Origin of the sequence: Granulicella sp. WH15 (assembly GCF_009914315.1) — a bacterium.
In the GTDB taxonomy this organism is placed as follows: Bacteria; Acidobacteriota; Terriglobia; order Terriglobales; family Acidobacteriaceae; genus Edaphobacter.
In genome coordinates this window covers 1,274,278-1,299,704 of record NZ_CP042596.1, presented here as the reverse complement: position 1 = coordinate 1,299,704, position 25,427 = coordinate 1,274,278, and the positions used below count along the sequence as shown (strand labels likewise).

Sequence of the window (25,427 nt, the reverse complement as noted above, 5' to 3'; positions counted from 1 at the left end):
GACGGTAAGGGGCTGGTTTACCAAAAGCTCTACTGCCTGCTTCGCAGAGCCGAATCCTGGAGCATCAACAGTAATGTTGTAATGCCCGGGAAGGATCTGGGAGAAGAGATACTCTCCGGACCCATTCGAGCGATGCTGCTGGGAAGATCCAATTTCGGGGTTGCTCAGAGTAATCGTAGCGCCGGGAAGAGCGCCACCTTGTGAGTCAAGCACGATACCCTGCAAAGAGGTCACTGCCGTTTGAGCTAAAGCCTCACACGACAGCAAGATTGCCAGCACAGACATGAGCAAGCACGTAATACAACGTTGGAGCTTCATTACCGATACCTTTCTTGTCTGGATGCAGTGTTGAATTAGGCATGACCTTTGCAACGGTCTACTCCGCTTTGGACAGGTCACGACGAGCGAGCCGAGGGATGCTTATCTCAGGACTTCTCCCTCGGCTCGGCTTAGCACTTGGTTTTGATCTTGTGTAAAAGACGGCTCTTAGACCGCGGCTCCCATGAGCGGATCACTGAAGCCAGAGCGTCCCGTCTCAACGCGTCCGGCAAAACGCGACGACGTTTCGAAACCTTCTGTGCTCACCGTGAAGTCGTACCATTCGTGGCTCTTTTTCAGATCCAGCAGCACAGTCGTCTCACGTCCTGGTGCGATGGTCTTCGTAACACGCTCAGTCTTATATGCGTTGTCGGATACCGTGATCGTATGCGACTGCTTATCGGTATTACGCAGTCTCACTTCAACATTTCCAGTGAGTGATGCACCTCTCCGCTCGTAGGCTGTGTGCACAGCGATGAACGGCATCTTCGAGCTGCCAACGAAGGAACGGTAAAATCCATTAGGTCCGTGGATATCAATTGAGTAGCTCCCCTCTACAAAGAGAGACACGGGGATCTCCTGCGACAGCGTATCGCCTGGCTTTACGGCATAAGTGGCAACCCTCATGCCTGCGCGATTGTTCTCCGCCGGATGAAGATTGCGCAGGTACACGTTGAACGGAGCACCAGACGCACGCCTCCCGTGTACCTCGTTCGCCGCGGTCATACGCAATTGAAAGCTCGTACGTTCAGCATTCAGCGCACCTTCGGCATAGAGCTCATAGGGTAGTGCGCACGAAGGACGGACGCCTGGTTCCTGGCGTGACATCACATCCGAACGCATCGGGCCGCGGTTAATCTCCGCGACCTGTGCTGCGGTAAGTACCTTGTAACCCGAAGGAACCTCCTTATAGCGTGCCTTCTGGATGCCTACCACGAACGGATCCCGCTTTAAGTAGTCAAGGCTCGACTCTGCTTTATCGTGCGAGCGAAAGATAGAGGTAAGATCGCCCGAGACCGCACGCCGCCATGAGCTGATATTCTCTTCACGCGCAGTCTTTCCATACTTCTTCTGCACAAAATCTTCCAGGAACATCAGCGTCGAGGTGTGGTCGAAGAGTTGAGAGTTGACCCAACCGCCGCGCGTCCACGGAGAAGCAATCACCATCGGCACGCGAAAGCCCATCCCTATTGGCCCGGAGCGTGCATCCCTGGCCGAAACACCCTGCACCAGTTCATCCTCCGCATAGGTATATTCGATCCCGGTATCGATTCCCTGAGAGGCTCCGCCCGTCTCAGGCCGCTTGGGATCGGCAGCAACGAAGGATGGTGCATGGTCAAAGTAACCATCATTCTCGTCGTACGTAAGAATGAAGATCGTCTTCTTCCAGACCTCGGGGTTCTTTGTCAGGATGTTCATCACCTCCGAGACATACCACGCACCATACCAGGGCGAAGTGGGGTGATCGGAGAACTTCTCGGGAGCACTTAGCCAGGAGACCGTCGGCAGCTTACCCTCATCGACATCCTTTCTAAACTGGTACAGGATGTCTCCCTTCGGCACGTTCATCGTCTGCTCTTTGCCGGCTTCGTCAAACGTAATCTCTTCAAGGCTGCGGTAGTGCGGATCCCCCGCATTGGTAACGAAGGCCGCATGGTGCAGCGCACGCTGCGATTCGTTGAGTTGCTTGTAGCGGCTCTCTCCGCTGTTTGCCAAAGCAGCCTTCAGCTCTTCGATACGCTGCTTCCTGCTCTTCAGGCGATCCTGCAAGGCAGCGGTATCATGCGCACCCTGAGCGGAGATTCTTTGCTCCAGATCGGCAACCTGGTGTGTAAAAGATGCGATCTGCTGCTGCATGGCCAGGACGCTGCCAGGATAAGCCTCAACATTGTAGGCGGTGAAGTTCTCAAGAAGGTTGCAGCCAAAATTGGATAGCCAGGCATCTTCTTCATGGTTCATGCCGCCGCTCATCGTCAGCTCATTCTGGTAGAACTTCCAACTGATGCCCGCCTCATGCAGCCTCTCTGGATAAGTCTTCCAGGTCATCCCGCCTTTTATGATCTCGTCATTGCGCATGTAGACCTTGGAGTCGGTCCGTTGCGCATCCCGCACTGTTCCCGTCCAAAAGCAGCTTCGATTCGGCGTCGTGCTCGTCATCACCGAGCAGTAGTTCTGATCGCAAACGGTAAACGCATCGGCAAGTGCGTAGTAAAACGGCAGGTCCTCGCGCGTATAGTGCCCCATGGTCAGGGGCAGCGCGGCGTATTCATGGTTGCCCGAACGCTTCGCTTCGAGCCAGTTGTCGTGATGCCCTTCGTTCCAGGCATCCACCTGACTATTTCGAGAGTGAGGAACCGACCCCATCCAGGTGATGCGCGTGTCTTTAATATCCATCCGCCACGGAGCAATCGACTGCCCTGCCGCATCGGTCTGCACAAAGACGGAGTTGCCGTTAGCCTGACGAATCGCACGTGGATCGTTGAATCCACGCACGCCCTGCAAGGTGCCAAGCATATGATCGAAGGATCGATTCTCCTGCATCAGGATGACGATATGCTCCGCGTCCAGATAGGTGGAGCCAGGAGTCGCTTCAATGGCAAAGGCACGCTGTATCGCCTCCGGCACCGTGCCGGATACGCTGGCTGCGCCGGAGAGCATTGCGGCTATCTTGAGGAAATCACGCCGAGTTTGCATCATGTATTCCTTTTCTGCAAATCATGTTTACGGGATATAACGAAGCTCCGAGGCACGCGCTTGACGAAGATGCACGCGGAGCAACTCTCTAATGGCGATGAGGAACCGGATCAGCCGAACGCAGCCACGCCGTGTAGATGAGGTCTCTTAGCTCAGTCGCTGCCGAAGCCAACTGTTGAACAGCAAAGCGCCTTCCTTCTTCGGTTCCGGCTTCGTTGAACGCGCCTTCTTTTTCCAGACGATAGGTGGTTTCAACCAAAGTATGAGAGTGCCGAAGGTAGCTCATATATTGATCGAAGACATCTCCGACCACCTCTGGCTGCTTTGTCACCAGCGGAGCAATGTCCTTCTCCTGAACATTCTTATGCACAAACTCGCTCTCGAATAGTCCATGAATCTTGTGCTCGGTCGTGTATCCGTTGGGGTTCGGCCCGCTCCATCCGTTGTACTTGTCCGTAGTGTGGAGCGGCATGGAGCCATCGCCGACGTAGTGGCCGAGCCACCCCGCCAGAAAGACGATCTCCGCCTCCACCGCATCCGTGTCTTCTTTATGAGCGACCAACTCGCGGTAGTCCCGCATCGCCACCTTCAGACGTTCCCAGACCTCGTCGGTCTGGTACGGCTGCATTCCAAGATCCTCCCCGGTGATGACCAGGTCGGGGTGCGCCGCCTGCGCTACAGCTAATGCGCGCACGTAGTCGTAGCGTTTACGCGGCAAGGACGTGAGCACCTGATCGACCGTATCGAACTGAATGAAATGTTCCGGGGAGGTTGCGGTTGCGAGCTCAGGCTCCAACGCACCACGCCAGTGGTCCGGCAGAGGAGCGTAGTAACCCATCGCGTTTATAGCCTTGGCGCTGCGTAGGAACTGGGGAACATCCGAGGGAAGAGTCGAACAGGCGAGCCGATTAATCATGCGGTGCCCGTCCACGCCCCAGGCGAAGAGGTGCGACGTGTCAACCAGAGCTGGGATGGCGAACAGGAGACAGTACTGAAGCAGGCGGTGTCGAATCATGTTTTTTCCTAAAGGGATCTGCAACTGAAAGTAAGCACGCCAAATGAATGCCCCAAGAATGAAAGATGAGTAGACGGTTAAATGATGGCAGACGTCTGACCTCTGACATCATCCTGGTGCAGTTGTCGGCAGAACTGTCATAATGGGGACCATGGTGGATTCAGGTGAGAATGACCGTGCAACCCATGACCTCTCGGATCGCATATGGAATGGCATGCCTCGAGAAAACCTCGCAACACGCGTCGCGAATGCGATTCGCGAGCAGGTGCGCTCCGGCAAGCTGCAACGCGGCGTGCAGTTGCGCGGCGAAGTAGAGTTCTCAAGAGATCTCGGAGTAAGCCGTCAGACCCTGCGTGAAGCAACCCGCCTCCTCACCCGCGAGGGCCTACTCACGATCCGTCACGGCGTAGGCACATTTGTGGCCGACAGCCCGGTCTATCTCAATAGCCCGCTCAACTCCATGCACTCCATGTCGTCCCTGATACGCGAAAGCGGCGGAGAGGCTCGGGTCGACGGCCTGAAGATCCGCAAGGTTACCGCCACGGCCGAGGTCGCAGCGGCACTGGGAATCCCCGACAGTTCCCCTGTCGCCGAGATCTTCCGCCTGCGCCTGATCGACGCGAGGCCTCTGGCCGTTGCCTATGATTACATATCGCTTCTGGACGAGCCCGAGTGGAAGCTGCCATTGATCAAGACCTTCGATGGCGGTTCTATCTATGAGTTCATGTCACTGAAGCTGCAACGCCAGCTAGTCTCGAGTGAGTCGGCGTTAACCGCTGTTGCTGCGGGAAAGAAACACGCCGAGCTGCTGCACGTTAAAGTAGGCTTCCCTCTTCTTCTGATGCGGGAAGTTCAGTTCGACGCGCAAGGCCAGCGTGGTTTATATAGCACCATCTTCCACAACTCTTCCCTCATGGGCTTTACCCTGGTCCGCCCCGGGACGGGTGTGTGACGCCCTCGCTTGCCATCTACGGCAACTTCACGATTGACGATCTGGTCTTTCCGGATGGATCTACGCGTTGGGCCGTTCCTGGCGGGAACGCGCCCTATGCGGCTCTGGGAGCATCGCTTTGGACGCGAGCGGTGAGCATCGTCGCGCCGATAGGAGCCGACTATCCCATCGAATCATTAGGCGACAGCATCGACTTATCGCACTGCCGCCGACTCCCGCACACGATGCGCAACTGGGGCCTCTACGAAGAAGATGGGACACGCCACTTCGTCTCCCGAAGAGCAAGCAGCAACTGGAAAAACTTCAGTCCTCAGGTCGCGGATGTTGCATCAGGCTACCAGGCCGCCCATATTGCACCCATGCCCCATGAAGCTGCCATCCAGGTGATACAAGCACTTCGCGAGGCTGGCACTACATTGATATCGCTCGATCTCGATGATCACGACCTTCTCGGAGACACAAGCCTGGATAAGACTATCGAGTTACTACGCGGGATCGATCTCTTCATGCCGAGCCGGCAGGACGCTCTCGCTTTGTTTCCTGACGCTACCCCACTTGAGGCTCTGCGCAGGCTCCGACTCGTAGCTCCTGAAGTAACTCTCATTGCCATTAAATGCGGTGCCGACGGCGCTATCGCTCATCTGGCGAATGCTAAGAACTGGCTTCACATTCCCGCCGTGCCAGTCGAAGTGTTCGACACGACGGGTGCCGGGGATGCCTTCTGCGGCGGAGTACTGGCTGGCTTCGCAAGACAAGATAATCCAGTAGAGGCACTTCTATATGGTGCGATCTCTGCGTCGTTCTGCATCGAAGGCCTCGGCTTCTCCGGCCTTGCAGCAGCGACAGAAGCAGCCGCACACAACCTCCTCGTTGCGCTACGCCCACGCATAGATATTCAACCAATATAAGCACCGAAGAGTTCATCACTAGCCGCCGCAGCACTTTCTGTGCACTCAGGCGAGCGCTGCCCATTGAGTGCATCCTCAGCCATAAGATTTCTCGCTTACAATGTGAAGAAACTTTACCTTGCATGGATTTCATCAGCCTCTTGAAATTGCGAATCTACTTGAAATCCAACAGAATACACATGGATCACAGGTGTACGTGCAGATGATGAATCAAATGAAGATGCGGAACAGCAGGCGGGAGTTCCTTTGGCGTGCGGCCGGGAGCGTGGCCTTTATATGCAGCGGCTCAGAGAAGAACTGGGCGCTGCAAGCTAATTTAGAAACTTCCAGCATGGCTGACAGGGTCCAAAGCCTGAAGCCGGGAGAGTACCTCTGGGCACCTTTAGTTGCGCCGTCTGGACCGATTCTGGCCGTAGTAAGTCTGCCCGTGCAGCGTTGCTATGTCTATCGCAATGGAGTGCTGATCGGAGTCTCGACTGTCTCTACGGGTAAACCCGGACACCAGACACCGACTGGCATATTTACGGTGTTGCAGAAACGGGTGCAGCACAAATCCAATCTGTATAACTCCGCCCCGATGCCATACATGCAGCGATTGACGTGGTCGGGCGTGGCAATGCACGCGGGCCATCTGCCGGGTTATCCAGCCTCGCACGGTTGTGTGCGAATGCCCATGGCCTTTGCAAAGCTATTGTATGGAGCGACCGCTCTGGGAATGACGGTCGTCATCACGGATCTGGAAGCGGTTCCACGAGTAGCCCCTACACCGGATCTATTGCAGAGCGAGGTCGCGACTGCAGCCGCGGAGACTGGCGCATCCATCTGGACTCCGGAGAAGTCCACACGAGGGCCCGTCTCACTAATCCTGAGCGCTGCCGATAGTAGACTGGTAGTGCTGCGCAACGGCATCCTGATCGGCTCGACGCCGGTGAAGATCTCCGGCCCTGTGACGGAAACAACGGCATACAGCCTGTCTAAAATTGATGCCCAGGGCTTTCACTGGATGCAGCTACCACTGCCCGGACAAAGTTGGGACGAGAAGCGGGAGATGACTGCTGCGGAAAGAGGGCGTGTGAGTATGCCTGACTCATTCCGAAATGCGCTGGACGAAGAACTCACACCGGGCGTGACACTTGTAGTCACCACCGATTCACTCCAGGCAGGCGCAACCGGCAAGAGCCTGACGGTCATCGAATCTGAACCAGACGCACCTAAGTCCAAGCCATAAAATTCGCTTCGTATGCCTGCAAATCTCCTAGCCGCAATCGGAGATGCCGTTGGCTGCAAAACAGTTTGTCTTGGAGCCATTCCTGCCGCTTGATAGACCAACGAGTCTTTTTCGGAGGAAGATCGCCGTGAGACGAAATGCCTTTGCCTAGAAGCCCGCGCCTAAGAGTACATGCCTGCGACTTTACTCTTGCAATGAGTAAGCGACATATACACCACCGCGATGATTCCCTGTCGTCTCCTTGCCTCCACCGGCCCCAATCACCACATACTGCTTGCCATGCACCATGTAGGTCGCAGGAGTGTCCATACCCGCATACGGCAGCTTCGTCTCCCACAGCAGTTTCCCCGTGCGAGCATCGAAGGCGCGCAGCTTCTCATCATGGACGGTCGCCGCGATAAACAATACTCCACCAGCGGTCATCACCGGCCCGCCATAGTTCTCCGAGCCCGTATCCTTCAGCCCCTTCGCCACCAGCTCCGGATACTCTCCAAGAGGAATACGCCACAGATACTTGCCGGTTTTGAGATCAATCGCATTCAGCGTGCCCCATGGCGAAGCGACAGCGGGATATCCCTCCGGATCGAGAAACTTCTTATACCCCGTGAACTTATAAGGAATCTTCTTCGCCAGCGCAATCTCATCGGCCGATGCAGGCGTGGTAGCCAACTCACGTGTCTCCGGCCCTGTGTTTTCGCTCAACTCGCCGACCTTGAGAAAGTGAATAATCTCTTTCATCTCGGCATCGCTCAAGTTAGGAAACGACGGCATACGCCCCTTGCCATTGCGAATCTGCGCCTCAATCGTCTCATCGGTGAGCCGCTCCTGCACTCCCAGCAGAGAAGGAAACGCTGGTGGCTGGCCCGCACGATCCATGCCATGACACATGCTGCAGCTATTCCGATAAAGCGTCTCCCCCTGGCTACTCGAAGGAGGCGGAACCGTCAGCCCCGCAAGCCACGAGATATTATTTGCATTCGTAAACATCACCTGGGCCACGGGGTCTACCGCCGCGCCACCCCACTCCGCGCCGCCATCAAACCCCGGCGTCAACAGAAAGATCTTCTTATCACTAAGAGGCGTGAACTGATCGCCGACCAGCAGCTTCTTGTACTCCTCCACGGCCCATGCGTGCGCCTCGGGCGTGCGCGTGGTCAGGTCGTCGAGCGTCACCATCTGCCGTGCATAAGGAGCAGGCGTCACAGGCCGGGGCTGCGTAGGCGAGGTCACCTCGCCAGGCACCTCGCTCGCTGGAACCTTCACCTCTTCAATCGGAAAGAGAGGCTTCCCAGTCACGCGGTCGAAGACGTACACATACCCCTGCTTGGTCGTCTGCACCACAGCGTCCACCATCTTGCCGTCACGCTGCACGGTTACGAGTGCCGGTGGAGCAGGCAGATCACGATCCCAGATATCGTGGTGCACCTCTTGAAAGTGCCACAGCAGCTTCCCTGTCGCGGCGTCCAGCGCAAGCAGGCTATCCGCAAACAGATCGTTGCCTATGCGGTCGCCACCATAGAAGTCAAAGACCGCCGACCCTGTCGGTACATACAGGATGCCGCGTCCCTTATCAATCGACATCCCCGACCAGTTATTCGCAGCACCGGCGTACTTCCATGCATCCTTCGGCCAGGTCTCGTAGCCCGCCTCGCCAGGATGAGGAATCGTATGGAACGTCCAACGTAGCGCACCGGTACGCACGTCGAAGGCGCGTATATGCCCCGGCGGCGCAGGATACGCCTCGGGATTTCTCCCGCTCACGATAATCAGATCCTTATAGATCGTCCCAGGCGTAGTCAGCGCAATCGACTGCCTGCGATAGTCCCCGCGCAGCCCCTTGCGCAGGTCGATACGCCCATTCTCGCCGAAGCTCGCAATCGGCTTCCCCGTCTTCGGATCGAGCGCGTAAAGATAGTTCATCACCGCGGCCAAAACACGTCCCTCTTTGCCATCGGTCCAGTACGAGACCCCACGCGAGGGTTGCGTGCTGGAGATACCTGAGGCGAACTTCCACAGAAGCTCTCCGGTTGCGGCGTTCAGCTTGATGATCTTCTGCGACGGCGTACACGCATACATCGCATCGCCCACGATGATCGGACTCGTCTCCAGGCCGCCTTCCTTTTCACCGCTGTCATACGTCCAGGCAAGCTTCAGCTTGCTCACATTGGCCGTGTTGATCTGCTTCAGCGGCGAGTAGTGCTGGTTCTCCGTGCCGCCATAGACGGGCCAATCCACCGCCTGGGGCTTCTCGCTGGCCGCCCCGATCGCATTGCAATGAATAGCCACCGCCAGAGCAAGAGCAGCCGCTTTGACAGTCTTTGAGCCGCTGGAAAGCAGAGATGTCAGCATGATCGAAAAGGATAGCAGTTAGCAGGAATCATAGTCGCGCAGTTCGATCAACTTTAATCACGGCACTCCCTAAAAAGGCTGAACAAAACCACACCATCTGGAATATCTCTGCAGAACCTTAATTTCTCAGCTCACACAAAGGCGACGTTCCTGTTGATAGCCAAAGGCATGCTCATATCTCCTCGTAGTCGATTCTCGCTGGGGCTGCTTGCCCTGATGGGCGCTCTCCCCGCCGTGACCTACGCTCAAAGCACAGGCGCTCTCCAGCTCCAGGTGAACGATCCCGCCGGAGCCGCCCTTACGGCCAGCGGACACATCACCGGTCCCGGCCTCAACCGCGCCGTCCAGACCGACGCACAGGGCCGCCTGTCACTGGGCGATCTCCCCTTCGGCCACTACCGCCTGGAGATCTCTCGCCCCGGCTTCATCTCGCGTGTCGTCTCCATCTATGTCACCTCCGCAGCCCCCATCACGCAGTCCGTCACCCTGCCAATCCAAGGCACGTCAACGAGCATTACCGTTCTCTCTCCCACACCCATCGGACAGGCCGACCAGTCCCTCGACCAGATTCCAGTTCCAGTACAAGGCCTGACCGCAAAGAACCTCGAAGACAGCAACGCCCTCGATCTGGCCGACCTGATGAACAAGCGTCTGACCGGCGTCTACATCAACGAGAACACCGGCAACCCCTACCAGCCCGACATCAACTACCGCGGCTACACGGCCTCTCCCCTGCTCGGCACGCCCGAGGGCCTCTCCGTCTACCTCGACGGCGTCCGCCAGAACCAGCCCTTCGGCGACATCGTCTCCTGGGACCTGATCCCCAAGGTCGCCATCCGCGACATGGCTCTCATCCCCGGCTCCGACCCGGTCTACGGCCTGAACACTCTGGGCGGGGCCATCTCCGTCCAGACCAAGGACGGCACCACCGCTCCCGGCGGCTATCTCCAGCTCACCGGCGGCAAGTTCGGCCGCCGCGCCGGAGAAGGCGAGCTGGGCGGAGTCCTCCCCCGCGGCTTCAACTACTATCTCGCAGGCAATCTCTACCGCGAGGACGGATGGCGGCAGTTCTCCCCCTCCGAGGTCCGGCAGTCCTTCGCCAAGCTGGGCTGGACCACCCCCAAGACCAGCATCTTCCTCAGCGGAGCCTACGCCGACAACTGGCTCACCGGCAACGGTACCTCGGACTTCCGCTTCCTCAAGACCGACTACTCCGACGTCAACACCATTCCCGACGTCACCTGGGACCGCTCACCGTCCCTCACCCTGAACGCAACCCACGCCGCCACCAGCAACCTGACCTTCTCCGCCAACGCCTACTACCGCTACGTGCGCGCCGACAGCTCCAACGGTGACCTGAACGACGACTCCTTCGACCAGTCGCTCTACAACCTGAGCGCCTCCGATATCGCCGCGCTCACCGCCGCCGGATACACCGGCTTCCCCACCACCGGCAACGCCACCACCGAGCCTTATCCCTACTGGCGCTGCCTCGCGCAGGTGCTCGAAAATAACACCGGCGGCGAGCCATCCGAAAAGTGCAACGGCGTCATCACCCGCACCACGGACAAGCAGAACAGCTACGGCCTCTCCGGCCTGATGATGTGGCGGACGAAGCACAACCGCCTCGCCGTTGGAGCAGGCTGGGATCGTGGCACCTCCACCTACCACCAGCTCACCCAGCTCGGCTACCTCAACTCCGACAACGTCTCCTTCACGCTGGTTCCGATCTTCCTCGACGGCACGACCTTCTCCGACGGCGACCCCGTGGACAACCGCGTTCAGCTTCACGGAACCGTCAACACCCCCAGCGTCTACGCTACCGACACCCTGACCTACGGCCCGTGGACCGTCACTCTCTCAGGCCGCTACAACCACACCTCACTCAAAAACGTGGACTACCTGCCCACCTCCTCCGTACGCGGCAATCTGAACAGCAACAACGTCTTCCAGCGCTTCAATCCCGCCGCAGGCTTCACCTACAAACCCTCCCGCTTCTTCAATACCTATTTCAACTACAGCGAGGCAAGTCGCTCCCCCACCTCGATCGAGCTAGGCTGCGCCGACCCCAACGAGCCCTGCAACCTACCCAACGCACTGGTCAGCGATCCCCCACTCAAGCAGGTGGTCTCGCGCACCTTCGAGGCAGGCATCCGCAGCAACGAAGAAGGCACCCTGCACTGGAGCGCGGACTACTTCTTCGGCCAGAACTACAACGACCTGCTCTTCGTAGCCTCCGAACAGACCGGCTTCGGCTACTTCCTCAACTTCGGCAAGACCCGCCGCGACGGTGTGGAGCTGGAGCTATCCAAGGACTGGCGGCACGGCAGCCTGGGCGGCAACTACACCTTCCTGAACGCCACCTACCAGAGCCCACAGACGGTCGACGGCGGCAGCAACAGCACCAACGATAGCGCCCTCGCAGGCCAGCCCGGAATCGACGACGACATCCACATCGTCCCCGGCGACTACATTCCGCAGGTCCCGCGCAACATGCTGAAGGTCTTCGGCCAATACCGTCCGTCACCCAAACTAACGGTCGAGATGGACATCCTCGCCGTAGGCTCCTCGTTCGCACGCGGCAACGAGAACAATCTCGACCAGCCCGACGGCGTCTACTATCTCGGCTCCGGCAAGTCCGCCGGATACGGCATCGGCAACCTGGGCGCACGCTATCAGCTCGCTTCGCGCATCCAGCTCTTCGTGCAGATGAACAACCTGCTCGACAAGCACTACTCCACCGGCGCCCAGCTCGGCACCACGCCCTTCGACAACAACAACCACTTCGTAGCCCGCCCCTTCGGCACCCCCTACGGCACCGGCGACGGCGACATCCCCATCCGCACCTCGACCTTCCTGGCCCCAGGCACGCCCTTCAACATCTACGGCGGGCTAAAGATCACGCTCTGGAAGAAGCGCAGCTAAGCCTCATATCCTTGCAGCTCGCGGAGCTTCTGATTCCGTATCAGCAGCTCCGCCACGATCCCCTGCAGCCGGGCATTCTCCGCCGCCAGCTCCGCGAACCGTTCCCGCATTGGCTCGATCCCCCACGCATGGCGCTCCAGCTTCTCCATCAACTGCCGCTCCGTCTCCTTCATCGCTCCCCTCCAACCATCGACGCGGCCACATCCTCACGCCGCCCCCAGCCACACCCGCGCCCTCTACGCATCCCCACCTGAAACCGCTCACGCTCCTCCTCGCTCATCCCCTCCCAGCGATCCCGCATCTCCCTCCTCCAGTACCTCTGCCCGCCTCCGTGCCAACGCCCGTTTGCATGCCGATGAAACCCGCCCAACAGCAGTTTGCCGAGCACAAACAGCCCCAGAGCCTGCCAGAACGTCACCGTATGCAGCCCAAACAGCCCCGGCATCAGCCAGTTCCAAAGCTCTCGCACAACAAAACCGACCACCCCAGCCATCACGATGACCATAGCAATCCCCTTCAACACCTTCACAGCCTTAGGCTTTCTCATCGCATCATCCCTCATCATTTTCCAAACCCCTCGTACGTCTCCCGCAGCCGCTCCCTCAGATGCAGTACGGCATATCGCTTGCGCGAGAGCAGCGTATTCACGCTCACGCCCGTCTCCTCGGCGATCTCCTTGAAGCTCCGCCCCTGCACCTCGTGCGCCACAAAGACCTCCCTCTGACTCTCCGGCAACTCCTCAAGCGCCGCCTCCAGCAGGTCCAGCAGCACATTCCGCGCATACACCGCATCCGGCCCCGCATCGGCGGAGGGCAGCAGCGACTCCAGTGAGACCTCCTCACCCTCGTCGTCCATCGGCTCGCCGAGCACTACCGGCTTCTGCCGCCGAAACAGATCGGTAATCCGGTTCCGCGCCACGCGAAACAGCCAGGCCGTAACCTGCTCCATCGGCTTCATCAGCCGATACGCTTCGATCAGTTCGTAAAACACATCCTGCAGAAGATCCTCTGCCTCCTCCGCATCCTGCACTCGCCGCCGGATGAACGAACGCAGCCGCGGCTGGTCACGCTCCAGCGCCTCCGCGATGAAGCGGTTCTGCTCGTCGATCGTCCACTCCTGAATAGCCATCATCTCCTCGGGCGGTCTACCTATAGAAACGGATGAGATCTCGGAATATTGCAGACTGAGCAGATTTTTTTACTGGAGTAACTTTCTTCCCAAAAGAGAAGCAGTTTAGCGGCAGGAGAATTTGAAAAATTTATGGTACGTTCAGGACAACGATTCAATAGTACTTCCGGTAGTAGACCTCTTCGCAGCAATGCGTCAGCCCATCGCCGACTGCTGCCAAGAGGTGTCGAAGTAGTGCAGGTATACCCTGTAAGTTGAACATTCCGAATATATTAAACAACCATCGTTGGAGGTTTGCGTGGCAGGTAAGAACGTTGAGAAGAGAACTCTGGGAGTGGTCACAGCTGCTCTGCTAACCGCCGCGGTCATGGCCTCCGTACCGAGCGCATGGGCTCAGACCTACGACCCGAAGCTCTGGTCCAGCCTGCAATATCGCAACGTAGGTCCCATCCGCGGCGGCCGCGTGACGGCGGTAACCGGCGTGGAATCTCAGCCCTACACCTTCTACATGGGCTCCACCGGCGGCGGCATCTGGAAGACGACCGACGCGGGCCACACCTTTTTCAACGTCTCCGACGGCCAGATCTCGGTCGGCTCCATCGGCGCGATGATGGTGGCCCCGACCGACCCGAACATCATCTACGTCGGCACCGGCTCCTCCAAGATCCGCAGCAACGTCTCCATCGGCAAGGGCATGTACAAGTCCATCGACGCGGGCAAGACCTGGAAGTTCATTGGCCTGCCCGACGCCGGACAGATCGCCACCGTGCGCATTGACCCGACGAATCCCGACATCGTCTACGTAGCCGCGCAGGGCAATCCCTTCAAGGCCAACCCCGAGCGCGGCGTCTACAAGACCACCGACGGCGGCAAGACCTGGAAGCAGATGCTACACATCTCCGACACCGCCGGAGCCGCCGACCTCGAGATTCAGCCCGGCCACCCCAACGTCCTCTTCGCCTCCATGTGGCACGCCCTGCGCACTCCGTGGACGATCATCAGCGGCGCGGAAGAGGGCGGCATCTATAAGAGCACCGATGGCGGCGAGCACTGGACCAAGCTCGGCGGCGGCCTGCCCACCGGCCTCTTCGGCCGCAGCAACGTGGCCATCTCGAACGCCGCGCCCGACCGCATCTACGCCATCGTCGAGGCCAAACCGGGCATGGGCTTCTACCGCTCGGACGACGCCGGAGCCACCTGGACGCTGGTCAACCACGAGACCGCCATCTCCACCCGTCCCTTCTACTACTCCACCCTCTCCGCCGATCCGAACAACGCCGACAACGTCTGGCTCGCCGACGAGACCTGGTTCAAGAGCACCGACGCGGGCAAGCACTTCAAGCAGATGCCGATTCCGCACGGCGACAATCACGACGTCTGGATCAACCCTAAGGACTCGCGCTTCATGGTGCAGGCCGACGACGGCGGCGCGACGGTCTCGATCGACGGCGGCCTGACCTGGACCCCGCAGAACAACCAGCCTACCGCCGAGATCTACCAGGTCTACGTCGATAACCAGTACCCCTACCGGCTCTACGGCGCGCAGCAGGACAATACCACCGTCATCGTCCCCAGCCAGCCGCTCGGCAACGCGCAGGACTTCCGCGAAGGCCCCGGCTGCGAGACCGGCCCCATCATCCCCGACACCATTGATCCCAACATCGTCTACGGCGGCTGCAAGGGACAGTGGAGCGTCCTGAACGTCAACACTCGCAACGAGAAGCGTTACTGGATCGGCGCGCAGTCGCTCTACGGCAACGCGGGCAGCGACCAGATCTACCGCTTCCAGCGCGTGGCTCCGATGGAGGTCTCGCCCAACTATCCGCACGTGGCCTACTACGGCTCGCAGTACCTGCACCGCACCAAGGACGGCGGCGTCACCTGGGAGAAGATCAGTCCCGACCTGACCGCGCACCCCGCCGGAACCCAAGGCGCGAGCGGTGAGCCGATCACCCGCGACGCCACCGGCGAAGAGATCTACAGCGTCCTCTACGCCATCAAGGAGTCGCCCGCGGCCAAGGGCATCATCTGGGTCGGCTCGAACGACGGCCTCGTCCACGTAACCCGCGACGACGGCAAAACCTGGACCAACGTAACCCCCAAGGGCCTTCTGCCCGGTGGCCGCGTCCAAAACATCGACGCCGATCCGCACAAGCCGGGCACAGCCTACGTCGCCATCTACCGCTACCTGAACGGCGGCAACTTCTCCCCCTACCTCTACCGCACCGACGACTTCGGCGCACACTGGACCCTGCTGACCGACGGCACCAACGGCATCGCCAAGGACGAGCCGACACGCGTAGTCCGCGTCGATCCGGACCGCCCCGGCCTGCTCTACGCCGGAACCGAGTTCGGCATGTACATCTCCTTCGACAACGGCGCGCACTGGCAGTCCTTCCAACTGAACATGCCGGTAACCCCGGTCACCGACATCAAGGTCACCCACAAGGACCTCCAGATCTCCACGCAGGGCCGGTCCTTCTACATCCTCGACGACATCACGCCGCTGCATGAGATCTCCGCCCAGATGACCGCCGAGGCGCATCTCTTCAAGCCGCGCGAGGCAGTCCGCACCCCGGCACCGGGCGGTGGAGGCGACGCCATCGAGCACTATCCGCCGTCGCCGACCTATCCCCGGCCCGGCGCTGTGATCGACTACTACCTGCCCACCGAGGCCACCGGCGACGTCACGCTCGAGATCCTCGACGGCGCAGGCAAACACATCAAGACCTTCACCAGCGCCACTCCGGCAGCGCCGCATCACGAAGCTGGCGACGAAGAAGAAGAGGCACCACGTCGCGGTCGTGGTGGTGCCAGCCGTCTCGAAAAAACTGCAGGGATGCACCGCTTCACCTGGGACCTCCGCTATCCGGGGCCGTGGGGAGGCGTAGCCACCCCCGAGGGTCCGAATGGCCCCGTGGCAGTTCCAGGCAAGTACATGGTCAAGCTGACGGCAGGCACCTACACGGCGACCCAGCTCTTCACGGTGATCGAAGACCCACGCATCACCGCCGACGGCGTCACCACCGCTGATCTACAGGAGCAGTTCGACCACAACATGAAGGTTCGTGAGCTGGTGAGCGAGGTCAACAAGGCCGTAGCCCGCGTGCGCGTGGCGCGGACCAAGCTGGCCAACGATCCAGATAAGCTGGCTAAGCTGAACGAGGTGGCATCGCACCTGATTACACCGGCCATCCGCTACAGCAAGCCCGAGCTACAGACGCACATCACCTACCTGTACGGGATGACCAACGCCACCGACCAGAAGATCGGCCACGACCCGGTAGAGCGGTACGAGACGCTGAAGAAGGAGCTGGCTGACCGGAACGCCGAGCTGATGTCCATCCTGGGCAATCAGTTCGCGGACCTCGGCAACGCTATCTTCCCTGGTGATGTAACCATCGTCCTGGCTGATGATGACGACGGCCAGTAATCAGCACAACAAATAGCACCAAAAAGCAGATGGCCGAGTGAATATCTCACTCGGCCATTTACTTTCTGCTATCACTTACCGATAGCGATAAAGTCGCACACGATAGATCCTGCCCTGCGCCAGGTCACTCGCATAGATCCTCAAAGCCTGCCCCTGTGAGTTCTCATCGCCATTGAGCCGCCTGCGAGGCACCCAGGCTCCATTCTCATAAAACTCCTCGTCGATACTTTCAATCCCAACGATGGGCGGTCCAGGAGTGTCCGTCGAAAAAGTAATCTGCGCATCTCCAACGCCGGTAACCAGAAACTCGTTCGGCCCCATCTGCAAGAACATCGCAGCCAACCGTGATCCTGCGCCCGCCCGGGTCATATTGGCCGTGTATTCCCCAATCGACAGCCTTGCCGCCCGCTGCGCCTCGCCCTCCATCAGAGCCACCGCAACGCCACCAGTTCCCTGCCTCTCCACAATCATCGGAGCCAATCTGGACAGTTCAGCATAAACATTGCCGATGGCAGAGTTATCCGGCCGCTCCGCCGGATTCGTAATCCCTACAAGATCAAGCGGAGCATTGCCCTGATCGTCAATACCAAACGGAGAGAACCCAATCGCCGCCAAATGCCCAAACGCATAGAGCGCATTCGCCGCGCCCCCGATACCCCTTGCGTCTCGGGAATAAAGAGCGGGTTATCCGCACGCGTATACCGGCCTGCCCACTGCGCAAACTCGTTGAAATAAATGTCAGGCGATATAAAGTCCACCGACGGCGCACCCGCGCGCCATACATCCATCGAATGCGGAAGCGGTCCACCGCTGTTGTACTGCCCCGGCTCGTAGTTAGGCCGAATCAACGCGGCGTTCGCAAACATCGGCAAGGGATACTCTGCCTTCCCCGCCGCCGCTACATGCTCAATGTAGGTAGCATAGTGCCAAGCCATGAAGAGATCATCCGTCAGGCTGGCCTTGCCGAAGACCTCCTGCCACGTCCCCGTACTCCTGCTACCCGCCGCTTCCCACGCCGCACGAAACTCGGGGTTCAGCGTCGTCCTATGTGCCTGCAGAAAACTCGTCAGAGCCGTCGGCACCGCTGCCGCAAAAGCAGCATTCGCGGCTGAAGAGTGATCCCGCGACTCCGGAATCACTCCCACCTCATTTTCCACCTGCACCATCAGAACGGTATGCGTACCACCATCCACATCACGCAGATGCCGCATCAGCCCCGCAAAGGCACGCGCATCCGCATCGCGAACCGTCGTACTAAAGGGCGACAGCCTCTCAGTGCCACGCCCATCGCTGGTCTGGACGCGCGGAAACCGCTCCGTGTTGCTCTTGACCCACGCCGGAGCATAGCTGGAGTAGGTGTTCTTCCACGCTCCAAACCACAGCAATACCAGCTTGAGGTGATTCGCGCGAGCACCTTCAAGCAGCCCATCCATACTCTTGAAATCGAACCTTCCCTCCTCCGGCTCAATCGTCTCCCACGCGACAGGCAACAACACCGTGTTCATATGCATGTCCGCAAGCCGCGGCCAGACGGGCTTCATGTACTCGATGCTGGAGGAGCTGGAGTTATGCAGCTCTCCTCCAAGTACCAGAAATGGCTTGCCCTCAACGATAAGCTGCGTCGCACTCCCGCGCCGTTCGAGATGCGGCCGTGCATCCCGCGTCTGCCCGCGAGCGACTCCCCCAAACATTATCGAAACCAGGAGAACCAGAGCACCGCACCGCTTCAACGTTGGATATCTCAATGTAGTATCTGCAGCCGACATGCTCGCCACGCCTCGATTCAATATTCGAAGTAATGTATCAGCAAGTATAGAGGCAGATATCAATCTATCGAGCAGACTTAGCCGGACAGTCGAATACAGCCAAGCTCCTATCCGCCACGATGAGACCTTAGTTCCATCGGCTTCTTATTTGCTAGTCCTTTGCCCGCACAATCCCACACTGTGATGGAAGCACTTCCTCCAGTCGCCAGATGACGAAACTGATGGTCCCAAGCCAAACATGATCTGAACCCTCGTTGAGCTGGTTGCGATCCAGGTCGTGGCCTATAAAGACAAGCTGGTTGCGCCGCTCCGCATTCTTCCAGGGACGCTCCAATCGTTCATCGAAAAGCATATGCACCCCTTGAAAGACAAACCGGTTCTCATCTCCCTTCAAGCTCAGAACACCCTTCATGCGAGAGATATCCGTTCCCTGAAACTGCGGAAGCCCCTATGTAACTCATTCCAAGGCCCATTGCCGTTACCCCAAAAAACATACCGATCCCCCGCACTTGTGTCTTTTCCGATTGACGCAACCGGAGTATCTTATTCGGCAAGGAGACTGCCCATGCTGAGGAGAGACTTCCTTCGCCGATCTGCCCGCACCCTGGGCTCCGCCTGGCTCACGAGAACCGCCGTTGCTCGCGCCGCGCTCCTCGACCCCGAACCCTTGTCCAAAAAGTTTTCCGCGCAGGATGAAGTAACTCTTGGGCACACCGGCATCCGCACCAACCGCCTTGCAATGGGCACCGGCACAGTTGGTTTCGGCGGCCGCTCCAATCAGACAAAGCTTGGCACCTCACCGCTAACGCGCCTGCTTCTCGACGGTTATCACGATAACGGTCTGCGCTTCTTCGACTCGGCGGATTCGTATGGCAGCCATCCTTACGTCGCCGCCGCGCTCAAGCAGCTCCCCCGAGACAAGGTCACCGTCCTCACCAAGACAGATACTCGCAATGCAGCAGGAGTTCGCGCCGACCTCGACCGCTTCCGCAAGGAACTAGGCGTCGACTACATCGACGTCGTCCTCATCCACTGCGTCATGGAGGGCGATTGGACGACTCGCTACCGCGGCGTCATGGACGTACTCTCCGAAGCCAAGCAGAGGGGCGTCATTCGCGCTCACGGCGTCTCCTGCCACAGCCTGCCCGCGCTGCAAGCGGCTGCGGCATCTCCCTGGGTCGATATCGACCTTGTCCGCCTCAACCCCATCGGCTCCCACATGGATGCCGATCCGGACACGGTCATTCGCGTCATCAAGCAGATGCGCGCCCAGGGCAAAGGCATCGTCGGCATGAAGATCCTCGGACAGGGAGATCTCCGCGAGCGCCCAGCCGAAGCCATCCGATACGCCCTCGGCACGGGTGTCCTCGACGCCTTCACGATCGGCGCGGAGTCGCAGGCAGAGCAGAACAACCTCATCCAACGCATAGCCGCAGCCTAGCCATTAGCCCACAGGCTCACCAGCCGACTTCGAACCATCTTCCGGCGTTGTTGCCTCTGTCGTGAGTCCATGCTTCTCCATGCGATAGATCAGCGTACGTCGGCTGATGTCGAGATACTGCGCCGCGCGGGTCTGGTTCCCGGCAAAACGCTCCAGCGCACGGCCGATCAGCTCCCTCTCAATGCTCTCAAGACTAAGCCCCTCCTCCGGCAGATCGAGCCAAAGCGAGCCAGCCCCAGCCTTTGTCCGTTGCAACTCCTCCGGCAGATCTTCTTCCGTAATCAGATCGCTCCCGGCAAGCACCAGCACACGTTCGAGCACGTTCTCCAACTGCCGAACATTACCCGGCCAACGGTACGCAGAGAGCCGTTGCATCACCGCCGAGGAAAGTCGCGCATCGAGTAACCCATGCCTCTCCTTAGCCCGCTTGAATAGCGCCTGAATCAACTCCGGGATATCGCCCCGCCTCTCCCGCAGCGGCGGAATCTGCAAGGGCACCACGGCAAGGCGGTAGTAGAGATCTTCGCGAAAGGTTCCATCCTCCACCATCGCCGCCAGGTTACGATGTGTCGCCGCAACCACACGCACATCGACCGGCACAGGAGCCGTAGCCCCGATCTTCTGCAACTCGCCTTGCTGCAAAACGCGCAGCAACTTCACCTGGGCATCCAGCGGCAGTTCCCCCACCTCATCGAGAAAGAGCGTCCCCCCATCCGCAGCCTCTATCAGCCCCGGCTTATTCGCCAACGCTCCCGTAAACGCGCCGCGCGCATAACCAAATAACTCCGACTCAACCAGATCCTTCGGAATCGCTCCACAGCTAATCGCAACGAAGGCCCTATTCCGTCGTCGGCTGTTGTGATGAATCGCCCGCGCAATCAGCTCTTTGCCCGTTCCGGTCTCCCCCAGCACCAGCACCGTCGTATCGTGCGGCGAGACCCGCGCCGCCTGATTGAGCACGCGCAGAAAATTCTTAGCCCTGCCCACAATCGCCTCGAACCCATAGCGCCGATCCAGCTCCGAGCGCAGCGAGCGAACCTCTTCCAGCAGCTTCTGGCGCTCCATCGCACGATGCACCATCAGCACCAGCGCGTCGAAGTCCAGAGGCTTGGTGACGTAGTCATAAGCGCCCATCTTCATCGCCTCAACCGCCGTCTCCACCGTGCCAAACGCCGTAATGACGATAACCGTAGTCTGAATCTCCTCACTCGCGATCCGTCCCAGCAGTGTCAACCCACTCACCGGCATCCGCAGGTCTGTAATCACCAGCGCAGGCTGCAGCTCCCGCAGCATCGCATAGCCCTGCTCGCCATCGGCAGCCAGCGAGACCTCATAACCAGCCTCCTCAAGCTGCATCTTCATCACGCGCCTCAGGCTGCTGTCGTCATCGACTACGAGGATGCGGCTCTTACTCACAGGTTCACCTCCTTCTCATCGAGAGAGATCCGTCTCAGCTTCGCATGATCGAAGGGCAACTCCATACGGAAGGTCGTACCGCGGCTGCCCCCTCCATTCCCACTGCACGTAAGCGTGCCCCCGTGCTGCGCCACGATGTTCGCCACAACAGCCAGTCCGAGCCCTGTGCCATTGTCCTTGGTAGTAAAAAACGGATCGAAGATGCGATGGATATTCTCTTCCGGAATCCCGCCGCCCTCGTCCCTTACCTCAACACACAACCTGTCTAAAGTAATGAAGCTGCGAATCAAGATAGAGCCGCTTCCCTCAGTTGCCTGCACGGCATTCAGGATTAAATTCAGCAGTACCTGTTTGATCTGTTCCGCATCCATCTCGATCTCGCGCAACCGAGACGGCATCTCCAACTCAAGCTCCACCTCTTTCAAGATATCGGCGTGTCTTGCCAGCGCAGCCACGGACTGGATCACCGAAACCGGCTCCGTCCACTGAAAGCGCGGCACCCGCGGGCGAGCAAAGTCGAGAAAGTTCGACAGCAGCTTATTCAGCCGCTGCGACTCACGCGTAAGAATCTCCAGGCACTCTTCACGGCTCTGCTCCGGCGCCTGCCTGCGCGCCAGAATACCCGCCGCACCACTGATGCTCGCCAGCGGATTGCGAATCTCATGCGCCAGGCTGGCCGCCAGCTCACCCGCCGCAGTCAGTCGCTCGGTCTTCTTCATCTGGTCGATATTCCGTTGCAGCTCCGTGTGCACCTGCTCCAGCTCCTGTTTCGTCTCCTCCACCCTGCGCCGTTGCAGCCGCTCACGATCCGCCAGCACACCCGCAATCAACCCCGCCGCACCAAAGGTACTCAGCTCGACGATCTCATCCTGCGCATCCAGCGGCTCCCTATACCAGTGCCTATGAATCGAAGGCGTCAGCAATACCGTGGCAAAGAGCAGCGTCTTGAGCGCCCCACGCCAGCCAAAGAGCAGCCCCGCCAGCATGAAGGGCAGAATATTCAGGTGATGCAGCACGTTGTGCAACACCAGCGCGTGCGGCGGCGTAATCCACGTAAAGACGGCGAGCGCCACCACCAGCACCGCGATAAACGATGCCTGGAGACGCGGCGAGATTCGGCGAGTCCGGTGCAATGGCATGAACACATTCTGCCACGCGGACACAGGGACTAGCGCGATGGGGGCATAGGCATGCACCCCTGCGATGCGTGCAATCCAACCGCCAATCCACCGGGTACGCCAATTTCATTCAATACGCCTCCCGAAACGCCGCCGCTGTCCTTTTTGCGTCCTCAAACCAACCCGCGGTGTTCCATATGGGACACCCATCCGGCCCATCTGCATAAATCTCCAGGTTTCAGCACAATTACGTTTGGCGATCGAGTTGCCTTAGCACCAGCGTGAAGCTTTTTACACTTACGACGTTAGCCTTACTGCTGCCATGCGCTGTCCCGGCACAGACGAGCACCCCACCGCCCCCTCCACAGGTCCTCACGCTCGAAGACGCCATCGCCATGGCCGAGCACAACAGCCCGCGCCTGCACAGCGCAGCCGCCATCACCGCGCGTGCGGACGCGGCCACCCTCACCGCCCGCGCCTACACCAACCCCTCAGTAGAGGTCTACGCCGGGCACCAGTACGCGCGTCCCATCGCCACGCCCGGAGTCCCCGGACTGCTGCAACACTATGCGGCCTACCAGCCCATCGAGATCCCATCCGAGCGCCGCGCCCGCCTGCACGCCGCGCAGTTGGCCGCCATCAGCAGCCGTCAGGGCGAAGCCGGAGTAGCACGCTCCGTCGCCGCCGAGGTCGAGCGCACCTTCTACGACGTCCTCCGGCGCCGCGAAGAAATAGAGCAAGCCCGCGAAAACCTCCAACTGGTCGAAGACCTCAGGCATCGCGTCGAGGTCGAAGTAACCGTAGGCGAAAAGGGCCGTCTCGAGCTGACACGAGCCGAGGCCGAACAGGCACGCGCGGGCTTTGCCCTTCGCAGCACGCAGCTCGAGCTATCGAACGCCATCGCCCTGCTGCGCGTAGCCATAGCCGCACCAGCGGATTCGAACCTCGATCCACGCGGCTCCCTTGAAGATCGCCTTCACCTTCCACCGCTAACCGAACTACGCGAGCTGGTACTGAACACTCACCCCGCTATCGCCAAATCGCAGGCCGACATACAGACCGCCGAAGCCGCCCTCGAGCATGAACGCAAACTGCGCATCCCTCGGCCAACGATCTTTGCCGAGTTTGAGAATCAGCCCGATCTCCGCTACTGGCGCACCGGCGTCACAGTTCCCCTGCCTCTTTGGGATCGCCGTCGCGGCCAGATCTCCGAGTCGAAGGCAACCATCTTGCAGACCCAGGCCGAGCTTGAAGCACACCGTCTCGAGCTGATCTCCGCAGTGGAACGCGCCTTTGAGCAGTACCAGCTAGCCGACCAGCAGGTAACCTCGCTCCAGTCAGGAGAGCTACACGCCGCAGAGAGTGCCGTCGATGCGGCCAAGGCGGCCTATCGCTTCGGCGAGCGCGGCATCGTTGAGGTCCTGGATGCACAGCGTGTTCTACAAAGTGTTCGCGGTGACCTCCTCGATGCGCAGTATGCGCGTCAATCAGCATTGATCGACCTTGAAGAACTCGGCGCAGTTGCGCCTGGAAGAAGGCCATGATGATTTCCCAAATGATCTCGTTACCTGCCCGTATCGCAAAGCATCTTTTCCCTTGCACCTTCTGCATCCTGCTGCTGCTTCTTCCCGCCACAGGCTGCAAAAAGCAAGCCATCGCAGCATCCACAGCTATCTCAAGTGATCCCTACGAGATCGAAGTAACCCCAGCCCTGGCCTCCAACCTCAAACTGGGCAAGCCCGAGATGCACGACGTAAAAGGATTGCTGAAGGTCTCCGCCCACGTCGAGACCGATGCCAGCCGCATCTCACGCGTAGGCTCCCCCGTAGCCGGACGGATCCTCAACCTCCTGGTCTTCGAAGGCCAGAGCGTTCGCTCCGGCACAGTACTCGCGACCCTGCACAGCACCGATCTTTCAGCAGCTCAACTCGCACTTATCAAAGCAGTCTCGCAACAGAGCCTCGCCGAAGCAGCCACCCGTCGAGCCGAACAGCTCGTCGCCTCCGATGTCATCGGCCGCGCCGAGCTGGAGCGCCGCCAGGCCGAGCTGCTCCAGGCAAGCACCGAGGCCGCATCCGACCGCACCCAGCTCCGCGGACTCGGCATGAGCAACGCCCAGATCCAGCGACTGGTCAGCACACGCGAGCTAAGCGCGGACTACTCTATCCTCTCCCCCAAAGCAGGCGAGGTACTCGAGCGCAAGATCACCATCGGGCAGGTAGTGCAGCCAGCCGACCCAGCCTTCACCATCGCCGATCTCTCCACCGTATGGATCGTAGCCAACGTCCCCGAAGAGGACGCAGGCCAACTCCGCCGCGGCCTCGAGGTCACGGTCCAGATCCCCGCACTACCAGCGGAAAAGATCACCGGCAGGCTCTCTTATGTAGCGCCCATCGTCGATCCCGCGACCCGCACCGTCCAGGTGCGCATCGACGTCACCAACCCACACGGCCTCTACAAACCCGACCAGCTAGCCAGCATGACCTTTACCGGCCACACCGAGCAGAAGCTCACCGTTCCGCAGACAGCAGTCGTACGCGAAGACAACAAGGAGTACGTCTTCGTGCAGCTTATGCCCAATAAATTCAAGCTTCACGAGGTCTCACTCGGAACCGAAACCGACGACCGAAGAGTGCTCGAAGGCGGCCTCCGCGCCGATGAATCCATCGTGCTCGACGGAGCCTTCCACCTGAACAATCAACGCAAGCAGAACGCGATCAAGGGAGGCAACTAAGC

Annotated in this window: 19 protein-coding genes; 8 read left to right on the top strand and 11 right to left on the bottom strand. The window is 59.5% G+C overall.

The features are described from left to right. Positions 1-486: 486 nt before the first annotated feature. Together FTO74_RS05605 and FTO74_RS05600 are read right to left on the bottom strand one after the other, a co-directional pair. On the bottom strand, positions 487-3,015 hold the full coding sequence (locus tag FTO74_RS05605; protein WP_220399083.1) for a phospholipase C, phosphocholine-specific: 2,529 nt from the start codon (positions 3,013-3,015) through the stop codon (positions 487-489). Between the two features lie 85 nt (positions 3,016-3,100). Next, on the bottom strand, positions 3,101-4,027 hold the full coding sequence (locus tag FTO74_RS05600) for a S1/P1 nuclease (RefSeq protein WP_162537256.1): 927 nt from the start codon (positions 4,025-4,027) through the stop codon (positions 3,101-3,103). Between the two features lie 214 nt (positions 4,028-4,241). Between FTO74_RS05600 and FTO74_RS05595 the strand changes: the two genes are divergently transcribed. The 3 genes from FTO74_RS05595 (at position 4,242) to FTO74_RS05585 (ending at position 7,115) form a co-directional block, all read left to right on the top strand. Next, positions 4,242-4,979, top strand: a complete 738-nt coding sequence (locus FTO74_RS05595) for a GntR family transcriptional regulator (RefSeq protein WP_255462523.1) — start codon at positions 4,242-4,244, stop codon at positions 4,977-4,979. Then, positions 4,976-5,887 (top strand): carbohydrate kinase family protein, encoded by a 912-nt coding sequence (locus FTO74_RS05590; protein WP_162537255.1) that lies wholly within the window; start codon positions 4,976-4,978, stop codon positions 5,885-5,887. The genes FTO74_RS05595 and FTO74_RS05590 overlap by 4 nt, the downstream gene beginning before the upstream one ends. A 202-nt stretch (positions 5,888-6,089) precedes the next feature. Then, positions 6,090-7,115, top strand: coding sequence for a L,D-transpeptidase (locus FTO74_RS05585; protein WP_345934080.1), 1,026 nt, complete (start codon positions 6,090-6,092; stop codon positions 7,113-7,115). 183 nt (positions 7,116-7,298) lie between these two features. Here the strand turns inward: FTO74_RS05585 and FTO74_RS05580 are convergent, their stop codons facing one another. Beyond that, positions 7,299-9,464, bottom strand: coding sequence for a PQQ-binding-like beta-propeller repeat protein (locus FTO74_RS05580; protein ID WP_162537254.1), 2,166 nt, complete (start codon positions 9,462-9,464; stop codon positions 7,299-7,301). 168 nt (positions 9,465-9,632) lie between these two features. On the opposite strand from FTO74_RS05580, the gene FTO74_RS05575 reads away from it, so the two are divergent. Then, entirely contained in the window at positions 9,633-12,389 is a 2,757-nt protein-coding gene (locus FTO74_RS05575; protein ID WP_162537253.1) for a TonB-dependent receptor, read from the top strand. Here FTO74_RS05575 and FTO74_RS05570 read toward each other — a convergent pair. Genes FTO74_RS05570 through FTO74_RS05560 form a run of 3 tightly spaced genes read right to left on the bottom strand, consistent with a single transcriptional unit; the run spans position 12,386 to position 13,520 of the window. Continuing rightward, positions 12,386-12,562, bottom strand: coding sequence for a hypothetical protein (locus FTO74_RS05570; RefSeq protein WP_162537252.1), 177 nt, complete (start codon positions 12,560-12,562; stop codon positions 12,386-12,388). The genes FTO74_RS05575 and FTO74_RS05570 overlap by 4 nt on opposite strands. Next, positions 12,559-12,936, bottom strand: coding sequence for a hypothetical protein (locus tag FTO74_RS05565; protein WP_162537251.1), 378 nt, complete (start codon positions 12,934-12,936; stop codon positions 12,559-12,561). The genes FTO74_RS05570 and FTO74_RS05565 overlap by 4 nt, the downstream gene beginning before the upstream one ends. Before the next feature lie 14 nt (positions 12,937-12,950). Continuing rightward, positions 12,951-13,520, bottom strand: coding sequence for an RNA polymerase sigma factor (locus tag FTO74_RS05560; protein ID WP_255462522.1), 570 nt, complete (start codon positions 13,518-13,520; stop codon positions 12,951-12,953). A gap of 295 nt (positions 13,521-13,815) precedes the next feature. Between FTO74_RS05560 and FTO74_RS05555 the strand changes: the two genes are divergently transcribed. After that, the gene (locus FTO74_RS05555) at positions 13,816-16,950 is read left to right on the top strand and encodes a sialidase family protein (protein WP_220399082.1); all 3,135 of its coding nucleotides are present in this window, start codon (positions 13,816-13,818) and stop codon (positions 16,948-16,950) included. Between the two features lie 75 nt (positions 16,951-17,025). On the opposite strand, the gene FTO74_RS19490 is transcribed toward FTO74_RS05555, so the two are convergent. From FTO74_RS19490 to FTO74_RS05545, 3 genes are all read right to left on the bottom strand, one after another. Beyond that, positions 17,026-17,565, bottom strand: a complete 540-nt coding sequence (locus FTO74_RS19490; protein ID WP_255462521.1) for a DUF5597 domain-containing protein — start codon at positions 17,563-17,565, stop codon at positions 17,026-17,028. Continuing rightward, positions 17,499-18,641, bottom strand: coding sequence for a beta-galactosidase (locus FTO74_RS05550; protein ID WP_220399080.1), 1,143 nt, complete (start codon positions 18,639-18,641; stop codon positions 17,499-17,501). The genes FTO74_RS19490 and FTO74_RS05550 overlap by 67 nt, the downstream gene beginning before the upstream one ends. Before the next feature lie 226 nt (positions 18,642-18,867). After that, the gene (locus FTO74_RS05545) at positions 18,868-19,137 is read right to left on the bottom strand and encodes a GTP-binding protein (RefSeq protein ID WP_255462614.1); all 270 of its coding nucleotides are present in this window, start codon (positions 19,135-19,137) and stop codon (positions 18,868-18,870) included. A 144-nt stretch (positions 19,138-19,281) separates the two neighbouring features. Here FTO74_RS05545 and FTO74_RS05540 point away from each other — a divergent pair, with 144 nt between their 5' ends. Then, positions 19,282-20,157, top strand: a complete 876-nt coding sequence (locus FTO74_RS05540) for an aldo/keto reductase (protein WP_162537249.1) — start codon at positions 19,282-19,284, stop codon at positions 20,155-20,157. A 3-nt stretch (positions 20,158-20,160) separates the two neighbouring features. On the opposite strand, the gene FTO74_RS05535 is transcribed toward FTO74_RS05540, so the two are convergent. Next, complete coding sequence (locus tag FTO74_RS05535) at positions 20,161-21,573, bottom strand: sigma-54 dependent transcriptional regulator (protein ID WP_162537248.1); 1,413 nt, start codon at positions 21,571-21,573, stop codon at positions 20,161-20,163. Beyond that, positions 21,570-22,712 carry an ATP-binding protein gene (locus tag FTO74_RS05530; RefSeq protein ID WP_162537247.1) on the bottom strand — a complete coding sequence of 381 codons (1,143 nt, stop codon included), beginning with the start codon at positions 22,710-22,712 and terminating at the stop codon, positions 21,570-21,572. The genes FTO74_RS05535 and FTO74_RS05530 overlap by 4 nt, the downstream gene beginning before the upstream one ends. A gap of 260 nt (positions 22,713-22,972) precedes the next feature. Here FTO74_RS05530 and FTO74_RS05525 point away from each other — a divergent pair, with 260 nt between their 5' ends. Together FTO74_RS05525 and FTO74_RS05520 are read left to right on the top strand one after the other, a co-directional pair. Continuing rightward, positions 22,973-24,235 carry a TolC family protein gene (locus FTO74_RS05525; RefSeq protein ID WP_162537246.1) on the top strand — a complete coding sequence of 421 codons (1,263 nt, stop codon included), beginning with the start codon at positions 22,973-22,975 and terminating at the stop codon, positions 24,233-24,235. Further along, positions 24,232-25,425, top strand: coding sequence for an efflux RND transporter periplasmic adaptor subunit (locus tag FTO74_RS05520; protein WP_255462520.1), 1,194 nt, complete (start codon positions 24,232-24,234; stop codon positions 25,423-25,425). Before FTO74_RS05525 ends, FTO74_RS05520 begins: the two co-directional genes overlap by 4 nt. The last annotated feature ends 2 nt before the right edge of the window (positions 25,426-25,427 follow it).

Excerpts from the sequence above, each read along its gene's own strand:
- FTO74_RS05550 (WP_220399080.1), bottom strand. The coding sequence starts at position 18,641 with ATGTTTGGGGGAGTCGCTCGCGGGCAGACGCGGGATGCACGGCCGCAT.
- FTO74_RS05600 (WP_162537256.1), bottom strand. The coding sequence starts at position 4,027 with ATGATTCGACACCGCCTGCTTCAGTACTGTCTCCTGTTCGCCATCCCA.
- FTO74_RS05570 (WP_162537252.1), bottom strand. The coding sequence starts at position 12,562 with ATGAAGGAGACGGAGCGGCAGTTGATGGAGAAGCTGGAGCGCCATGCG.
- FTO74_RS05575 (WP_162537253.1), top strand. The coding sequence starts at position 9,633 with ATGCTCATATCTCCTCGTAGTCGATTCTCGCTGGGGCTGCTTGCCCTG.
- FTO74_RS05540 (WP_162537249.1), top strand. The coding sequence starts at position 19,282 with ATGCTGAGGAGAGACTTCCTTCGCCGATCTGCCCGCACCCTGGGCTCC.
- FTO74_RS05530 (WP_162537247.1), bottom strand. The coding sequence starts at position 22,712 with ATGCCATTGCACCGGACTCGCCGAATCTCGCCGCGTCTCCAGGCATCG.
- FTO74_RS05605 (WP_220399083.1), bottom strand. The coding sequence starts at position 3,015 with ATGATGCAAACTCGGCGTGATTTCCTCAAGATAGCCGCAATGCTCTCC.
- FTO74_RS05565 (WP_162537251.1), bottom strand. The coding sequence starts at position 12,936 with ATGAGAAAGCCTAAGGCTGTGAAGGTGTTGAAGGGGATTGCTATGGTC.
- FTO74_RS05560 (WP_255462522.1), bottom strand. The coding sequence starts at position 13,520 with ATGATGGCTATTCAGGAGTGGACGATCGACGAGCAGAACCGCTTCATC.
- FTO74_RS05595 (WP_255462523.1), top strand. The coding sequence starts at position 4,242 with ATGCCTCGAGAAAACCTCGCAACACGCGTCGCGAATGCGATTCGCGAG.
- FTO74_RS05520 (WP_255462520.1), top strand. The coding sequence starts at position 24,232 with ATGATGATTTCCCAAATGATCTCGTTACCTGCCCGTATCGCAAAGCAT.
- FTO74_RS05585 (WP_345934080.1), top strand. The coding sequence starts at position 6,090 with ATGATGAATCAAATGAAGATGCGGAACAGCAGGCGGGAGTTCCTTTGG.
- FTO74_RS05580 (WP_162537254.1), bottom strand. The coding sequence starts at position 9,464 with ATGCTGACATCTCTGCTTTCCAGCGGCTCAAAGACTGTCAAAGCGGCT.